The organism is Eikenella corrodens (assembly GCF_900187105.1).
GTDB lineage: Bacteria > Pseudomonadota > Gammaproteobacteria > Burkholderiales > Neisseriaceae > Eikenella > Eikenella corrodens.
Genome location: NZ_LT906482.1, coordinates 1,324,708 through 1,339,682, shown reverse-complemented (window position 1 = coordinate 1,339,682; position 14,975 = coordinate 1,324,708). Strand labels below are relative to the sequence as shown.

The 14,975-nt window shown below is 55.3% G+C and carries 16 protein-coding genes; 14 read left to right on the top strand and 2 right to left on the bottom strand.

Annotated elements, in window-relative coordinates:
- From pth to CKV94_RS06715, 4 genes are all read left to right on the top strand, one after another.
- Positions 1–573, top strand: a complete 573-nt coding sequence (gene pth / locus CKV94_RS06730) for an aminoacyl-tRNA hydrolase (protein ID WP_003823982.1) — start codon at positions 1–3, stop codon at positions 571–573.
- Positions 574–637: 64 nt separating this feature from the next.
- The gene (gene ubiD / locus CKV94_RS06725) at positions 638–2,116 is read left to right on the top strand and encodes a 4-hydroxy-3-polyprenylbenzoate decarboxylase (protein ID WP_003823981.1); all 1,479 of its coding nucleotides are present in this window, start codon (positions 638–640) and stop codon (positions 2,114–2,116) included.
- A 77-nt stretch (positions 2,117–2,193) separates the two neighbouring features.
- The gene (locus CKV94_RS06720) at positions 2,194–2,595 is read left to right on the top strand and encodes a hypothetical protein (protein ID WP_003823980.1); all 402 of its coding nucleotides are present in this window, start codon (positions 2,194–2,196) and stop codon (positions 2,593–2,595) included.
- Between the two features lie 191 nt (positions 2,596–2,786).
- Complete coding sequence (locus CKV94_RS06715) at positions 2,787–4,304, top strand: ABC transporter permease/substrate-binding protein (protein WP_003823978.1); 1,518 nt, start codon at positions 2,787–2,789, stop codon at positions 4,302–4,304.
- 179 nt (positions 4,305–4,483) lie between these two features.
- Here the strand turns inward: CKV94_RS06715 and CKV94_RS06710 are convergent, their stop codons facing one another.
- A complete protein-coding gene (locus CKV94_RS06710; protein WP_157727254.1) occupies positions 4,484–5,137 on the bottom strand; it encodes an IS1595 family transposase in 654 nt (217 codons plus the stop codon).
- Between the two features lie 61 nt (positions 5,138–5,198).
- Between CKV94_RS06710 and CKV94_RS06705 the strand changes: the two genes are divergently transcribed.
- Both CKV94_RS06705 and CKV94_RS06700 read left to right on the top strand, forming a co-directional pair.
- A complete protein-coding gene (locus tag CKV94_RS06705) occupies positions 5,199–6,152 on the top strand; it encodes a zinc-binding alcohol dehydrogenase family protein (protein WP_035580723.1) in 954 nt (317 codons plus the stop codon).
- A gap of 72 nt (positions 6,153–6,224) precedes the next feature.
- The gene (locus tag CKV94_RS06700; protein ID WP_003823975.1) at positions 6,225–7,049 is read left to right on the top strand and encodes an ABC transporter ATP-binding protein; all 825 of its coding nucleotides are present in this window, start codon (positions 6,225–6,227) and stop codon (positions 7,047–7,049) included.
- 88 nt (positions 7,050–7,137) lie between these two features.
- Here the strand turns inward: CKV94_RS06700 and CKV94_RS06695 are convergent, their stop codons facing one another.
- Positions 7,138–8,253, bottom strand: coding sequence for an NADH-dependent flavin oxidoreductase (locus CKV94_RS06695; protein WP_003823974.1), 1,116 nt, complete (start codon positions 8,251–8,253; stop codon positions 7,138–7,140).
- Positions 8,254–8,642: 389 nt separating this feature from the next.
- Here CKV94_RS06695 and CKV94_RS06690 point away from each other — a divergent pair, with 389 nt between their 5' ends.
- The 8 genes from CKV94_RS06690 to CKV94_RS06660 all read left to right on the top strand — a co-directional run bounded on the left by CKV94_RS06690 (position 8,643) and on the right by CKV94_RS06660 (position 14,971).
- On the top strand, positions 8,643–9,449 hold the full coding sequence (locus CKV94_RS06690; protein ID WP_003823972.1) for a class I SAM-dependent methyltransferase: 807 nt from the start codon (positions 8,643–8,645) through the stop codon (positions 9,447–9,449).
- 191 nt (positions 9,450–9,640) lie between these two features.
- A complete protein-coding gene (locus tag CKV94_RS06685; protein WP_003823971.1) occupies positions 9,641–10,183 on the top strand; it encodes a 5' nucleotidase, NT5C type in 543 nt (180 codons plus the stop codon).
- 417 nt (positions 10,184–10,600) lie between these two features.
- On the top strand, positions 10,601–11,986 hold the full coding sequence (locus CKV94_RS06680) for a Na+/H+ antiporter family protein (RefSeq protein ID WP_035580719.1): 1,386 nt from the start codon (positions 10,601–10,603) through the stop codon (positions 11,984–11,986).
- The gene (locus CKV94_RS06675; RefSeq protein ID WP_003823966.1) at positions 11,986–12,210 is read left to right on the top strand and encodes a SlyX family protein; all 225 of its coding nucleotides are present in this window, start codon (positions 11,986–11,988) and stop codon (positions 12,208–12,210) included. The genes CKV94_RS06680 and CKV94_RS06675 overlap by 1 nt, the downstream gene beginning before the upstream one ends.
- 126 nt (positions 12,211–12,336) lie before the next feature.
- Positions 12,337–12,759: a hypothetical protein gene (locus tag CKV94_RS06670; RefSeq protein ID WP_035580716.1), complete on the top strand. Its 423-nt coding sequence runs from the start codon at positions 12,337–12,339 to the stop codon at positions 12,757–12,759.
- 342 nt (positions 12,760–13,101) lie between these two features.
- Positions 13,102–13,665 carry a type I restriction enzyme subunit R domain-containing protein gene (locus CKV94_RS11380; RefSeq protein ID WP_003823962.1) on the top strand — a complete coding sequence of 188 codons (564 nt, stop codon included), beginning with the start codon at positions 13,102–13,104 and terminating at the stop codon, positions 13,663–13,665.
- A gap of 12 nt (positions 13,666–13,677) precedes the next feature.
- Entirely contained in the window at positions 13,678–14,424 is a 747-nt protein-coding gene (locus CKV94_RS11375; protein ID WP_197696254.1) for an HsdR family type I site-specific deoxyribonuclease, read from the top strand.
- A gap of 25 nt (positions 14,425–14,449) precedes the next feature.
- Entirely contained in the window at positions 14,450–14,971 is a 522-nt protein-coding gene (locus CKV94_RS06660; protein WP_003823960.1) for an SLATT domain-containing protein, read from the top strand.
- Positions 14,972–14,975: the final 4 nt, after the last annotated feature.

The window sequence follows — 14,975 nt, the reverse complement described above, 5'->3', positions numbered from 1 at the left end:
ATGCCCATCAAACTCATCGTCGGCCTCGGCAACCCCGGCCCCGAATACGAAGACACCCGCCACAACGCCGGCTTCTGGCTGCTCGACCAACTCGCCCAGCAATGGCACAGCCATTGGCAAGACGACAGGAAATTCTTCGGCCACCTCATCCGCAGCACCCGCCCCAGCGGCGAAATCCGCCTGCTCAAGCCGCAAACCTATATGAACCTCTCCGGCCAATCCGTGCAGGCCGTTGCCTCGTTTTATAAAATCCAGCCGCAAGAAATCCTCGTCATCCACGACGAACTCGACCTCGAACCCGGCCGCATCAAATTCAAACTCGGCGGCGGCAACGGCGGCCACAACGGCCTCAAAGACATCCAAGCCCGCCTCGGCAGCCCCGACTTCTACCGCCTGCGCCTGGGCATCGGCCACCCCGGCGACCGTAACGAAGTCGTGAACTACGTGCTGAAAAAACCCCGCCGCGAAGAAAAGGAACTGATCGAAGACGCCATCGACAAATCCATCGCCACCCTGCCTGACATCCTCGCCGGCAAAATCGAAGCCGCCCAGCGGGTGTTGCACGGGAAATAGGCTATAAAGGCTACCTGAAACGCCATCCACATTTTCAGGTAGCCTTAAATTAGAAAGTAACCCAATGAAATACAAAGACCTACGCGACTTCATCGCCATGCTCGAGCAGCAGGGCAAACTCAAGCGCGTCGTGCATCCCGTTTCCCCGCATTTGGAAATGACCGAAATCGCCGACCGCGTGCTGCGTGCCGAAGGGCCGGCGTTGCTGTTTGAAAATCCGATTAAGCCCGACGGTACGCGCTACGATTATCCCGTGTTGGCGAACCTGTTCGGCACGCCCGAACGTGTGGCGATGGGCATGGGTGCGGACAGCGTGTCCAAGCTGCGCGAAATCGGGCAGACGCTGGCGTATTTGAAAGAACCCGAACCGCCCAAAGGCATTAAAGACGCGTTTTCCAAGCTGCCGCTGCTGAAAGACATTTGGAGCATGGCGCCGAACGTGGTGAAAAACGCGCCGTGTCAGGAAATCGTGTGGGAAGGTGAAAACGTTGATTTATATAAACTTCCTATTCAGCATTGCTGGCCGGAAGACGTTGCTCCGCTGGTAACATGGGGCTTGACCGTCACGCGCGGGCCGCACAAAAAACGCCAGAACCTCGGCATTTACCGCCAGCAACTCATCGGCAGAAACAAGCTGATTATGCGCTGGCTGTCGCATCGTGGCGGCGCGTTGGATTATCAGGAGTTCCGCAAACTCAATCCCGATACGCCGTATCCCGTCGCCGTCGTGCTCGGTTGCGACCCCGCCACCATTTTGGGCACGGTAACGCCCGTTCCCGATACTTTGAGCGAATACCAGTTTGCCGGATTACTGCGCGGTTCACGGACGGAACTGGTGAAATGTATCGGCAACGATTTGCAAGTGCCTGCACGCGCTGAAATCGTGCTGGAAGGTGTCATCCATCCGAACGAAACCGCGTTGGAAGGCCCGTACGGCGACCACACGGGCTATTACAACGAGCAGGACCATTTCCCCATGTTCACGGTCGAACGCATCACCATGCGCGAAAACCCGATTTACCACTCCACCTACACGGGCAAACCGCCCGATGAACCTGCCGTTTTGGGCGTGGCGTTGAATGAAGTGTTCGTACCGCTCTTGCAAAAGCAGTTCCCCGAAATCACCGATTTCTACCTGCCGCCCGAAGGCTGTTCCTACCGCATGGCGGTGGTCAGCATGAAAAAACAGTACACCGGACACGCCAAGCGCGTGATGATGGGCTGCTGGTCGTTCCTGCGACAGTTTATGTACACCAAATTCATCATCGTGGTCGATGATGATGTGAACGTGCGCGACTGGAAAGAAGTCATCTGGGCTGTAACCACGCGCATGGACCCCGTGCGCGACACTGTGTTGGTGGAAAACACGCCCATCGACTATCTCGACTTCGCCAGCCCCGTCAGCGGACTCGGCGGCAAAATGGGCTTGGACGCAACCAACAAATGGCCGGGCGAAACCGACCGAGAATGGGGACGGGTAATCAAAAAAGACCCTGCGGTTACGGCTAAGATTGATGAGATTTGGAGGGAATTGGGGTTGTAAGGGACTGAATCTTGCCGGGCATTTGGGGACTTTTTAGGTAGACTTTGCCATGCTGAAGGATCGGCTTGGGAAATAAAATGAACAATAACGAATTGATTGAACAAATCAAAAATCCACAAACCCCGCTGCGGGACAAAATCCCAATGATTTTAGACCTTGCCGAACAACGCAATCGGGAAATCTACCCTTTGATTTTGGCCGCACTAAACAGCGCGGAATATGCCAAAGTTCGCGGTACGCTGATTTATGCATTGGCAAACTATCCGGCGAAGCCTTTGTTTGAAAAAGCCATCGGCTGGCTGATTGATGGCAATTTCGAAATGGCGCATGAAGCAGCGGGCATTCTCGATAAAATTGAAAAAATAGAAGGTGTACGCGCAGAAAAAGCATATGCCGCCCTCACTGCCGCGCTGAACAATCCCGCCAACGAAACATGGCGCGTCGAACTGTTGGGAGAGGTGCTGGGGATGTTTGAATAGCAAAGAGAAACGCGTAGATAAAGCCTATATCGCCTAATAAAGGCTACCTGAAAACCAGAAAGCAGCCTGCACTTCAAATTCGCAAAGTGCAGGCTGCTTTTCCCACCTCCGCCTTCTCGCCGCCATTCCTTGCCACATCCCAAAAACCCCTATACCATTCAATTCACTAACCATCAACACGGTCAAACCCCATGCCCACATCCCTCCCCTTCTCCCCCGCAGAACTCTGGCAAATGCTGCTCACACATTTATGGCTCTCCGGACTAGCTTTGCTCGCGGCAGTGGCCATTGCCGTGCCTGCCGCCGTGTTGTTTGCGCGCAGACAGCGGGCAGCGGAAGCGGTATTGCAGTTCACCAATATATTGCAAACCATCCCGTCTTTGGCGCTGCTGGGCTTGCTGATTCCATTTGTCGGCATCGGTTCGCCGCCCGTCTTGATTGCGCTCACGCTATACGCGCTGTTGCCGATTTTTCAAAATACCTATTTGGGGCTGACCCAAATCGACCAATCGATTCAAGATGCGTACACCGCATTCGGGCTGTCGCGTTGGCAGTCGCTGTGGCGGATTGAGCTGCCGATGGCTTTGCCTGCCATGATTTCGGGCATTCGCACGGCGGCGGTGCTGATTGTCGGCACAGCAACTCTTGCTGCGTTAATCGGCGCAGGCGGCTTGGGTAACCTGATTCTGCTCGGCATCGACCGAAACAACATGACGATGACGTTTACCGGCGCATTGCTCTCCGCGCTGCTGGCGGTCGGCGTGAGCGGCATCATTGGCCTGTTGCAGAAATCGCGGCGCAAGTTGCCGATGATTCTTGCATTGGCTGTGGGCTTTGGCGCACTCGGCCTGTCGCAGATTTCATTTACACCTGCCACAAAAAACGTAGTGATTGCCGGCAAAATGGGCAGCGAGCCTGATATTCTGATTAATATGTATAAATTATTGATTGAACGTGAAAATCCGAATATCAAGGTTACAGTCAAACCTAATTTCGGCAAAACCACGTTCCTGTTTAACGCACTGAATAGTGGTGAAATCGACATTTACCCTGAATTTACCGGCACGGTGCTGGAAACCTTGGTGCAAGTGCCGCCCGAGCAGAAAAACCGCCATCTGTCGCCAGATGAAACCTATCAACGGGGCAAACAATTATTGGCGGAACAATATCAGTTAGAGTTTCTACCACCAATGTCTTATCAGAACACTTATGCGTTGGCGGTCAAAGAAAGTTACGGCGCGGCGCACCAATTGAATGCCATCAGCGACTTAAAGCAGGCTGCACCCGATATCCGAGCAGGTTTTTCACTGGAGTTTACCGACCGGGCGGACGGCTACAAAGGCATGCAGGCAGCCGGTATCACGCTAAAACATATTGTCAGCTTGGAACCAGCCTTACGTTATATGGCATTGTTGAATGACAAAATCGACTTGGTGGAAGCCTTCTCCACCGACGCCGAATTGAAGCAATACCAGCTGCGCCTGCTGAAAGACGATATCGCCCTGTTCCCCGCCTATCAGGGCGCACCGCTGATGAAAGCGGAATTTGCCACGAAGAATCCGCAAATCGTGGCCGCGCTGAACCGCTTGGCCGGCAAAATCAGCGAAGCGGAAATGAGCGAAATGAACTACCGCGTGAAAGTGCAAGGCGAAAGCGCGGAAAACGTGGCGCGGGATTATTTGGAGAAAAATGGGTTGTTAGGAAAGTGAAACCGGCAGGGAGTGTTTTCAGGTAGCCTGAAAGCCCAAAAGCAGCCTGCACACCCTCTCTCCCGAGTTTTCAGATGGCCTTCGGGCTACCTGAAAACGACGCGGGGCAAGTTTCTGCGAAGCTAACACATCTCTCAGCAATCGCCCTGTAAAAATAATGGGGCTGTACTAGATTAGCCCTAAATTCCACACCAATCCCGCAGGATTTTAAGCTGCCGGGACGGTGTGCCGAAGTTAAATCGAAATTCGCATTCTTTCAAGAACAGCGGGAAAGATTTGCGATCGATTCCGTTGTATTTGCGCAAGACACGTTTCGCCTGATTCCAAAAATTCTCAATGCCGTTGATGTGGTTCTGACGGTCGGCAAATTCCTTGGAATGGTTGATGCGGTAATGGATAAAACCGCTCACGTCCAACTTGTCGTAACTGCTCAGACTATCGGTATAAACAATACTGTCCGGCATGATTTCCTGTTTGATCACAGGCATCAAAGTATCGGACTTGGCATTATCCACCACAACGGTATAGACCCGTCCGTTGCGTTTCAGAATGCCAAAGACAACCACTTTTCCTGCAGCACCGCGACCACGTCTGCCTTTACGCCGTCCGCCGAAATAGCTTTCGTCCAATTCGACAGAGCCATCGAAAACCTCATCGGCAGCCAAGGCCAAATGATGGCTGATGACCATACGGATTTTGCGGTAGAACAGGGCTGCCGAATTGGGATGGATACCCAAAATATCGGCGGCAGAACGGGCGGTAACTTCGAGTACAAAAAAGCGGAGCAGTTCTTTCTGTACTTTCTTCCTTAATTTGCAGTGTGTTATCTTCATATTTCGAGGATAACATATCTGCTAATCTAGTACAGCCCCAAATAATTTCTTAGGAAACTTCATGAAAGTCGTAAAAATCTACCAAGCCGGTGGCCCGGAGCAACTGATTTATCAAGACGTGCCGACGCCCAATGTCAAAGAGGGGTGGTCACTGGTAAGAATCAAAGGCTTCGGCATCAACCATTCCGAGATTTTCACGCGTGAAGGCAAATCGCCGTCTGTCCAATTTCCACGCATTTTGGGCATTGAATGTGTAGGCGAAGTGGCGCAAAGTTCCACACCCGCGCTGGCGGTTGGACAAAAGGTCGTCTCTATTATGGGCGAAATGGGGCGCGCCTTTGACGGCAGCTACGCCGAATATGTGTTGCTGCCCAACGAGCAAATTTACCCCGTTCATACCGACTTGGATTGGACAACCCTTGCCGCAATTCCCGAAACCTACTACACCGCATTCGGCTCATTGCAGCAGCTTCGCATTGCGCCGCAAGATCGCGTGCTGGTGCGTGGTGCAGGCAGCGGCGTGGGCGTAGCCTTTGCACAGCTGCTCAAAGCGCAGTTTCCGCATATCGTACTGCACGGTTCAACGCGTAATCCTGCCAAAGCTACCCGTTTGCAAGCGGTTGGATTTGACGAAGTGATTACTGAAGCGGGCGGCAAACTGCAAACCGACCAACGCTACGACAAAATTCTGGAATTGGTAGGGCCGGCCACTTTGCGTGATTCTTTCTCCCACATCAACGAACACGGCATCGTCTGCAATACAGGGCAGCTTGGTAACATATGGTGCGTGAGCGATTTTGATCCGATTATCGAACTCAAAAACAACAGCTATCTTACCGCCTTTTATTCGGGCAATGTCTCGCAAGCCAAGCTGGATGCGATGTTTGACTATATCCGGCAATTTAATGTGAAAATCTTAATTGAACGCGTGTTTACATTGGAGCAAGTTCCCGAAGCCCACCGCTTTTTGCAAAGCGCGGACGGATTTGGGAAAGTGGTGGTCATGAACGAATAAGGCTACCTGAAACCCCACAGGCAGCCTGCACATGATTTGGTATCAATTTGGAAGCCATAGTTAAGGCACAATATGCAAAATAATCTTGTCCCCTTTATCGAATTTCGCGGCACAGGCAAGCAGTATGATGGCAAATATGCTGTGCGCGATTTGGATTTGACCATTTATCAAGGCGAGTTTTTCGTGTTGGTGGGCGGCTCGGGCAGCGGAAAATCCACCACCCTGCGCATGATTAACGCGCTGATTGAACCGACCGACGGCAACGTTTATCTGCACGGCAAACGGATTAAAGACTACGACATCCGCCAGCTCCGCCATCAAATCGGTTATGTGCTACAACAAATCGCCCTGTTTCCCACCATGACTGTGGCGGAAAACATCGCGCTCATGCCCGACATTTTGGGCTGGCCCAAAGCCGAACGCAAAACGCGCGTGAACGAATTATTGGAACTGGTGGAACTCGACCCCGCACGCTACCGCGACCGCTATCCGCACGAACTTTCCGGCGGCGAACAGCAGCGCATCGGCATTTTGCGCGCCATCGCCGCCAAACCCCAAGTGCTGCTGATGGACGAACCCTTTTCCGCGCTCGACCCGCTGGTGCGCACCGTGCTGCAAGACCAAATCGCCATGATTCACCAGAAATTCGGCACCACCATCGTGTTTGTGACCCACGATATGCAGGAAGCTGCCAAACTCGCCTGCCGCATCGGCGTGATGCACAACGGCCAGCTGGTACAAATCGGCACGCCCGAAGCCATCAAAAAGCAGCCTGCAACCGATTACGTGCAATCGCTGTTTTCCGCCGCCGACGCACCCGATGCCCAACGCATCATCCACCAATTCCTGCGGCTGGACCAACGGGGACAGGAGGCGGTGAGACGGGCGTTGCTTTGATGCGTGTTTGAGGCTACCTGAAAACCTAAAAAGCAGCCTGCACTTTAATGTGCAGGCTGCTTTTTCATGTTCAGACCGTCTAAAACGCTCAAATATCCACAATCTGCCGTTCCATCCCCTTCACGGGCGGCAGCCACGGCGAGTTGGTCAGGCAGCGTTGCCACAGCGCATCGGGCAGGCGGTAGTGGTCGGCGTGGTCGGGGTCGAATTCGGTTTGGATGTCGGCATCACGGCCTTCGCGCACCAAGTCGGCCAAATCAGGGTTAATCATCACGGTTTTACCCAGCGCGATAAACTCCGCCCAACCCGTTTCAAACGCTTGGGCAATGTCGCTGCCGGTGTAAAGGTTGCCCACGCCGATTAAGGGCAGGCGGCCGGCGATGCGTTCGTGCAGCAGTTCCATGCGGGCGCGGTGGGTGTCTGCGCCGCGTCGGGCTTTTTTGTAGAAATCGTGCAGGGAAACATGCAGATATTGCAGCGGTTTTTGCACCAGCGCGTCCGCAAGGGCGAAAGTTTCCGCCATAGTGATACCGTGTTCGCCCGGCTCTTCGGGCGAGAAGCGGTAGCCCAAGATGAAGTCGGGTTTGGCGTGTGCTTTGACGGCGGCGGCGACGGCATCAACCACGGCCAGCGGGAAGCGCAGGCGGTTTTGCAGGCTGCCGCCCCATTCGTCGGTGCGGCGGTTGGTTTGGGCGGACACGAATTGTTGCAGCAAATAGCCGTTTGCACCGTGGATTTCCACGCCATCAAACCCGGCCTGCACCGCGAGGGTGGCGGCATTGGCATAGGCGGCGATGAGCTGCTCGATTTCGGCGGCGGTCAGCTCGCGCGCGCCCGTGGCTTCATCGGCGGACGGGGCGACGATGTCGGCGGAAAGTTCGGCTTTCAGGCCGCCGTGGTGGATTTGCAGGATGGCTTTCGCGCCCTGTGCTTGGGCGATTCGTGCGACTTCGCGCAGGCTGGGCAGGTCGTCCTCGTTGATGGCATACGGTTGGCCGTGGAAAGTTTTGCCATCGGCCTGCACCAGCGTGGCGGCGGCGATAAACAGACCGAAGCCGCGGAATCGGTTTTGCAAAAACGTGCGCTCTTGGTCGGTAATGTGTCCGTTTTCATCGGAAGCGAAGTGGGTCATAGGGGCGACGGCGAGGCGGTTGGGAACGGTGGCGCCGTTGTTGAAGGTGTAGGGCTGGAAGACGGGGTTCATGGGGATTCCTTTGCGGGATGAGGTTTTCAGGTAGACTGAAGCAGCAGGCGCATTCGGTATACACGCAATTACCGCATCAGCAGCACTTTGCTAGTTGGGCGGTTTGGCTTGGTTTTCAAGCAGACAGACTACCTGAAAACAGCACGAAGCAGCCGGCGTCCCCCCTGATATAGCTGCTTTAACTATCCGGATGAGCCACTTTAGAGCTTTCAGGTAGCCTTTCACATCATCTCAAGCTGCTTATTCAGGTGTACAATCTCCTCTGTAAGATTCTCATTTCTATTTAGCCCAACAGGCTACCTGAAAGCAGAGCTGCAACCCAGTTTCTGTACAGCTCAAATCTTCATTTGAGGAAACGCCTGCAGGCAGCCCGGTTCAGGAGAGATGTCATGCTAAAAATCCAAAACGCCGTCAGCGAAACCCTGCTGATTCCGCTCTACATGAAATACCTCGACGCACAGCAAAGCCGGCCGATACTGAACGACCCCGCCGCCCTGCGCCTTGTGCCGCAAATCGACTACGACTTCACCCGATTCCGCTCCGCCCGTAACAGCCGTGTGGGCACAGCCCTGCGCGCCCGCTATTTCGACCAAGTGGCCGCCGATTTTATCCGCCGCCACCCCGAAGGCATCGTTGCCATTCTCGGCTGCGGGCTCGACGGCCGCCGCGAGCGGCTCGGCAGCGCCGCCGACCACACCCCCTTCTACCAGCTCGACCTGCCCGACGTCATCGCCCTGCGCGAAACACTGCTGCCGCCGCAAGCCAACGAAACCCTCGTCCCCGCCTCCGCATTCGACACCGGCTGGATGGAACGGCTGCGCCAAAGCCACCCCGCCACCCCCGTGCTCTTTATCCTCGAAGGCGTGCTGATGTATTTTGCCGAAGTCCAAGTGCGCGAACTGTTCCAACAGCTTGCCCAACGCTTCCGCGGCGAAATCGCCTTCGACGTGGCCGGCACGTTTATGGTGAAACATTCCGACCAACACGACGCCCTCAAACACGCCCGCGCCCGCTTCGATTTCGCCTGCGACGACGACCGCCAAATGGAAAGCTGGGCCGCCAACCTCCATCTTGTGTCCGCCAAACACATGACCGATTTCCCCGAAGCCAAAGACATCGGCCTCAACTACTGGCTCATGCGCCTATTTCCCAAAATCCGCCATGCCTACCGATTACTGCACTACCGGATTGATTAGGGCAAACAGAACAAAGGCTACCTGAAATTTCAGGTAGCCTTTTCAGCCCGACAGGCAATGTCACAAATTCAGGCATCCGGGCATTGGCGTTTGAAAATTGACAGCCCAAACCTAGATGCCCGATAAAACCTTATAATCGAGCTACCAACTTTTCAACCAGTCTTATCCCAACACACCACAGAAAGCCCGCCATGCTCATCCTGCTCGACCAAGACAACGTGCTCGCCGACTTTGAAAGCGGATTCCGCCGCCATTGGCGCAGCCGCTTCGGCGAAGACGCACCAATAAAAGGCAAAGAACACCTTTTCTACATCCGTGACCGCCTGCCCGAGCACCTGCGCCCGCACGCGACCGAACTCTACGGCGCAGTCGGTTTTTTCGAAAGCCTGCCACCGATGCCCGGCGCAGTGGAAGCTGCCCACGCCCTTTTGGCTGCCGGCCACGACGTGCGCATCTGCACCGCGCCGGTCAACCAATACCGCTACTGCGCCGGCGAGAAAATCGCCTGGGTGGAACAACACTTGGGCGCAGAATGGACACGGCGCGTGATTATCGCCAAAGACAAAACCTGGGTGCGCGGCGACATCCTCATCGACGACAAGCCCACTATCGAAGGCAGCCTGCCGCCCCTGTGGCAACACCGCCTCTACGATGCGCCGCACAACCGCCACCTGAACGTACCGCGCATTGTGTGGACACAGCCGGAAACCTGGGCTGATTTGCTGGATAATTGATGCCGTCGGCTTGAGGCTACCTGAAAAATGGATGCGGCCATTTTTCAGGTAGCCTTTCTTATGGCAGATACCGACCCACCCTGTTTCTCGATCGATAAGCATCTTCCTATTCCACCGCACTCAATCCCATAACTCCGCTTATGCAGAAACTATTTCCCTGCTTTTCAGGTAGCCTCCCCTATTCTGCTGAATCGGCGGGGGAATTTATTCACAGCCAATCAATTTGCCTGTTGCCCGCCGCTTTTTCCGTTGTTATACTGATTTCCCGACTAATGAAATAAATCTGCGGCCAATGTCCATCCGGCCACACACAGCTAAAGCGCTTATTTCTCCACCTCGGGCAATCATACGGAGAAATCGGGCTTTGGCTTTTGCTTTTGGCGGATGCGGATCAGGCGCAAGAAAGGAGAAAGTAAAATGAATGCCGTAGTGTTGGCTGTGCTGGTGATGCTGATTTTATCGGCGGCACGGGTACACGTTGTGTTGAGCTTGGTGATTGGCGCATTTGTGGGCGGCCTGGCTGCAGGGTTGCCGCTGGCGGATATTACCGACCCGGCTACCCAAGAAGTGATTACCAAAGGCGTGATTACCCATTTCCAAAGCGGTTTGGCCGGCGGCGCGAAGATTGCGCTCTCCTATGCCATGCTCGGCGCGTTTGCCATGGCGATTGCCCACTCCGGCCTGCCCTATCAGCTGGCCGGCATGGTAGTGCGCAAAATGGGCGGCAATGCCAGCCGCGACCAAATCCCTTCCAGCGTAAATGGCCTGAAATGGGGGCTGATTGGCGCGCTCTTGCTGATGAGCATCATGAGCCAAAACATCATTCCGATCCACATCGCCTTTATCCCGATGGTGGTGCCGCCGCTGTTGCTCGTGTTCAACCGCATGCAGATCGACCGCCGCCTGCTGGCCTGCGTGCTCACTTTCGGCCTGGTAACCACCTATATGTTCCTGCCTTATGGCTTTGGCGCGATTTTCTTAAACCAAATCCTGCTGGCCAATATTCAAAAAGCCGGTATGAACGTGCAGGGCGTCAACGTGATGGAAGCCATGGCGATTCCCGCGGCCGGCATGCTTGTGGGGCTGCTGCTCGCCTTCGTCCACTACCGCAAACCGCGCCACTACACCAATAATCAGGTGGATTTAAGCTCCGAGCAGGCTGCGGCCAATGCGCCGAAAATTTCCACCTACCGCAGCGTGGTGGCCGTGGTGGCGATTGTGGCTTCCTTTGTGGTGCAGTTGGTGTATAGCGATGCGCTACTCTTGGGCGCAATGGTCGGCTTCGGCGTATTCATGGCCACCGGCGTGGTGCGCCGCCGCGAAGTGGATGTCGTGTTCGACAGCGGTCTGCGCATGATGGCGATGATCGGCTTCATCATGATTGCCGCCCAGGGCTTCGCCGAAGTGATGCAGGCCACCGGCCAGATCAAACCCTTGGTCGACACCAGCGCCAACCTGTTTGCCGGCAACAAAAGCATGGCTGCTCTGGTTATGCTTGCCGTCGGCTTGTTGGTAACCATGGGCATCGGCAGCTCCTTCTCCACCCTGCCCATCATTGCCTCCATCTACGTTCCCCTGTGCGCCAGCATGGGCTTCTCGCCGCTGGCCACCGTGGCCATCATCGGCACCGCCGGCGCGCTGGGTGATGCCGGGTCGCCTGCTTCCGATTCCACCCTCGGCCCCACTTCCGGCCTGAACGTAGACGGCCAGCACGACCACATCTACGATTCGGTTATCCCCACATTCATCCACTACAACCTGCCGCTGATGGCCGCAGGCTGGGTGGCCGCCATGGTGCTGTGATGACGCAGAACGACACCGAAGCGCGGCTGGCCGAACTGGAAATTCGGGTAGCCCTGCAAAACGACCTGCTCGACAGCTTGAACGACACCGTCGCCCGCTTGCGGCAAGCCTTAGACTTGCAACAAGCCCAGCTGCGCCTGCTCTACGGCCGCTTGCAAGAAAAAGACGGCGGTGGGGCGAATCAGCCCTTTAATCCCGCCGCCGAAATCCCACCGCATTATTAAAGGCCAAGTGTGTATCAACCAAGAGGCTACCTGAAAACGTTTTATGTTTTTCAGGTAGCCTCTTGCCAATTTGCCTACTCCTTTTTTATCATTCCGCCCCTCATTTCCACCATCAGAAAGCACATCATGCCCTCCCCAATCTCCATCGGCAGCACCGCCCTCCTGGCCGGCCTCGTTTGCCTCACTGCCGGCTGTGCCAGCCTAGACACACGTATGAAACGCTTTGTTGGCAAACCCATCGATGCCGTTATCAAATCCTATGGCGTCGAACCGACAGAAGGTAGAGTCAAATCGGGAAACAATCGCTATGCCTACCTCTGGCGCTATACTTACTACTCCTACGGCGGCCGTGAATACGAAGGCAGCAGTCAAAACGGCCCCATCATTACCAACTACTATAGCGACGTCTGCTACGGCCAAAACCAAGACCGCATCTTCTACACTGATAACCAAGGCATCATCGTGGATTATTATTGGCAAAACAGCAACAAATGGCGCGTGAATTGCCGTACTCACCAAATTGGCCGGTATTTCCGAAGATCTCTGTAATCAACCACATCCTTCAAACTGCATCACGCGTTTGGCATAAAGAAAACGGTTTGGCCGCAGCAAAACCTTATCCAACCGAATAGAGGAAAATGAGGATGGAACAAAGCGGCCAACCGCAGACAATACGACTAGTCGAGCCAACGCAGCAGCATTCTTAGTTTAATTCACTAAAAAAAGGCTACCTGAAACCTTCAGGTAGCCTTTTTAAAACCGCCAAACACTTCTAGTACATAAAAACAGCAGCCCGAAGGCTGCCCAAACAAGTTTTATGAAAGGAAATCTGGTGGCGGAATACGGAACCGAACCCGCGTCCGCAAGGCCATCCGCCGCAAGGCCGAGATCATGGTCGATCACTTCATAGCGCAGGTGGCGGGTAAACAGAAGATCGGTGGCAAGGCGCGGGCGATGATCGTGTGTAACGGCATCGCGCGGGCCATTGACTACTGGCGCGAGGTGTCGGACTACCTCACCCAGATCAAGAGCCCGTACAAGGCGATCGTGGCCTACTCGGGCGACTTCGAGATTGGCGGGCAGAAGAAGACCGAGGCTGATCTCAACGGGTTTCCGAGTAAGGACATTCCGGCCAATCTCAAGCAAGACCCGTATCGATTCCTGATCATTGCCAACAAGTTCGTCACCGGCTTTGATGAACCCTTGCTGCACACGATGTACGTGGACAAGCCGCTGGCGGGCGTGCTGGCGGTGCAGACCCTGTCACGCCTGAACCGGGCGCATCCACAGAAGCACGACACCTTCGTGCTCGACTTCGCCGACAATGCCGAGGCAGTGAAGGCGGCGTTCCAGGATTACTACCGCGCCACCATACAGACCGGCGAAACCGACGCCAACAAGCTGCACGACCTGAAGGCTGAACTCGACGGGCAGCAGGTGTATAGCTGGCAGTAGGTGGAAGACTTGGTGACGCTTTACTTGAGCGGCGCAGACCGGGACAAACTCGATCCGATCCTCGATGCGTGCGTGGTCGAGTACACCGACCAGCTCGGCGAGGACGATCAGGTCAAGTTCAAGGGAAAGGCGAAGGCCTTTGTGCGCAGCTACGGTTTCCTCGCCGCGATCCTGAGTTACGGTCACCCGATGTGGGAGAAGCTGTCGATCTTCCTGAACTTCCTCATCCCGAAATTGCCCGCGCCCAAGGAAAAAGACCTCTCCAAGGGGGTGCTGGAGACCATCGACATGGACAGCTATCGGGTTGAGGCCAAAGCGGCGTTGAAGATGGCGATGGACGATGCCGACGCAACCGTCGAGCCAGTGCCGCCGGGTGGCGGTGGCGGCAAGGGCGAAGCCGACATCGACAGACTCTCCGCGATCATCAAGACCTTCAACGACCTCTTCGGCAACATCGAGTGGAAGGACGAGGACAAGATCCGCAAGGTTATCGCCGAGGAGATCCCGGCACGTGTTGCGCAGGACAAGGCCTACCAGAACGCGCAGGCGAACTCCGACAAGCAGAACGCCAAGTTAGAGCACGACAAGGCGCTCAACCGTGTGGTGTTGGAGCTGCTGTCCGACCACACCGAACTGTTCAAGCAGTTCAGCGACAACCCCAACTTCAAGCGCTGGCTGACGGACACCGTTTTCGATGCGACCTATCAGCAGGGCGCGATTCCGCCGAAGGCTCCGCCACAGACTGGAGCATCAGCATGAGAACGAATTGGTGCGGGAGGACGTGATGACTGGGACATCGCCAGAGGATCAAGCCAAGATTTCTGCGCTTTGCAGAGAGGCTGAGCGACTGGAAGAAGACGCCCTGTATTCGAGCAAGGGGCATTTCAACGCCGAAGATACATGGGTTCGGCGCAACTACTGGCTTGGTGTGCCTGCAACCGCTCTTGGTGCGATTGCAGGTGCCACTCTGGTTAAAAGCCAACCCGAGTGGGCCAGTGCCTTCACCTTGCTGGCGTCGCTGCTGACGGGATTGATGACCTTTCTCAAGCCGAACGAGCGCGCTGCAATGCACCGGGCAGCTGCCGGACAGTTCTTGGCTCTTCGAAATGAAGCCCGCTTTTTTCGTGAGATCGAACTGCTTGAGACAGATCGGCTGGACGAGCTTCCTGAGAGATTGAAGGCGCTTTCGTCTGCACGCAATGAGCTGAACCAGAAGAGCCCGAGTATTCCAAGGCGCGCATTTGTCGCAGCTCGCAAAGGGATCGAAGAAGGCGAAGCCACCCACAAAGTAGATAAGGAGAAATGACAGA

Bases quoted from the DNA above. Each gene is read 5' to 3' on its own strand.
- pth (WP_003823982.1), top strand. From the start codon at position 1: ATGCCCATCAAACTCATCGTCGGCCTCGGCAACCCCGGCCCCGAATAC.
- ubiD (WP_003823981.1), top strand. From the start codon at position 638: ATGAAATACAAAGACCTACGCGACTTCATCGCCATGCTCGAGCAGCAG.
- CKV94_RS06720 (WP_003823980.1), top strand. From the start codon at position 2,194: ATGAACAATAACGAATTGATTGAACAAATCAAAAATCCACAAACCCCG.
- CKV94_RS06715 (WP_003823978.1), top strand. From the start codon at position 2,787: ATGCCCACATCCCTCCCCTTCTCCCCCGCAGAACTCTGGCAAATGCTG.
- CKV94_RS06710 (WP_157727254.1), bottom strand. From the start codon at position 5,137: ATGAAGATAACACACTGCAAATTAAGGAAGAAAGTACAGAAAGAACTG.
- CKV94_RS06705 (WP_035580723.1), top strand. From the start codon at position 5,199: ATGAAAGTCGTAAAAATCTACCAAGCCGGTGGCCCGGAGCAACTGATT.
- CKV94_RS06700 (WP_003823975.1), top strand. From the start codon at position 6,225: ATGCAAAATAATCTTGTCCCCTTTATCGAATTTCGCGGCACAGGCAAG.
- CKV94_RS06695 (WP_003823974.1), bottom strand. From the start codon at position 8,253: ATGAACCCCGTCTTCCAGCCCTACACCTTCAACAACGGCGCCACCGTT.
- CKV94_RS06690 (WP_003823972.1), top strand. From the start codon at position 8,643: ATGCTAAAAATCCAAAACGCCGTCAGCGAAACCCTGCTGATTCCGCTC.
- CKV94_RS06685 (WP_003823971.1), top strand. From the start codon at position 9,641: ATGCTCATCCTGCTCGACCAAGACAACGTGCTCGCCGACTTTGAAAGC.
- CKV94_RS06680 (WP_035580719.1), top strand. From the start codon at position 10,601: ATGAATGCCGTAGTGTTGGCTGTGCTGGTGATGCTGATTTTATCGGCG.
- CKV94_RS06675 (WP_003823966.1), top strand. From the start codon at position 11,986: ATGACGCAGAACGACACCGAAGCGCGGCTGGCCGAACTGGAAATTCGG.
- CKV94_RS06670 (WP_035580716.1), top strand. From the start codon at position 12,337: ATGCCCTCCCCAATCTCCATCGGCAGCACCGCCCTCCTGGCCGGCCTC.
- CKV94_RS11380 (WP_003823962.1), top strand. From the start codon at position 13,102: ATGGTCGATCACTTCATAGCGCAGGTGGCGGGTAAACAGAAGATCGGT.
- CKV94_RS06660 (WP_003823960.1), top strand. From the start codon at position 14,450: ATGACTGGGACATCGCCAGAGGATCAAGCCAAGATTTCTGCGCTTTGC.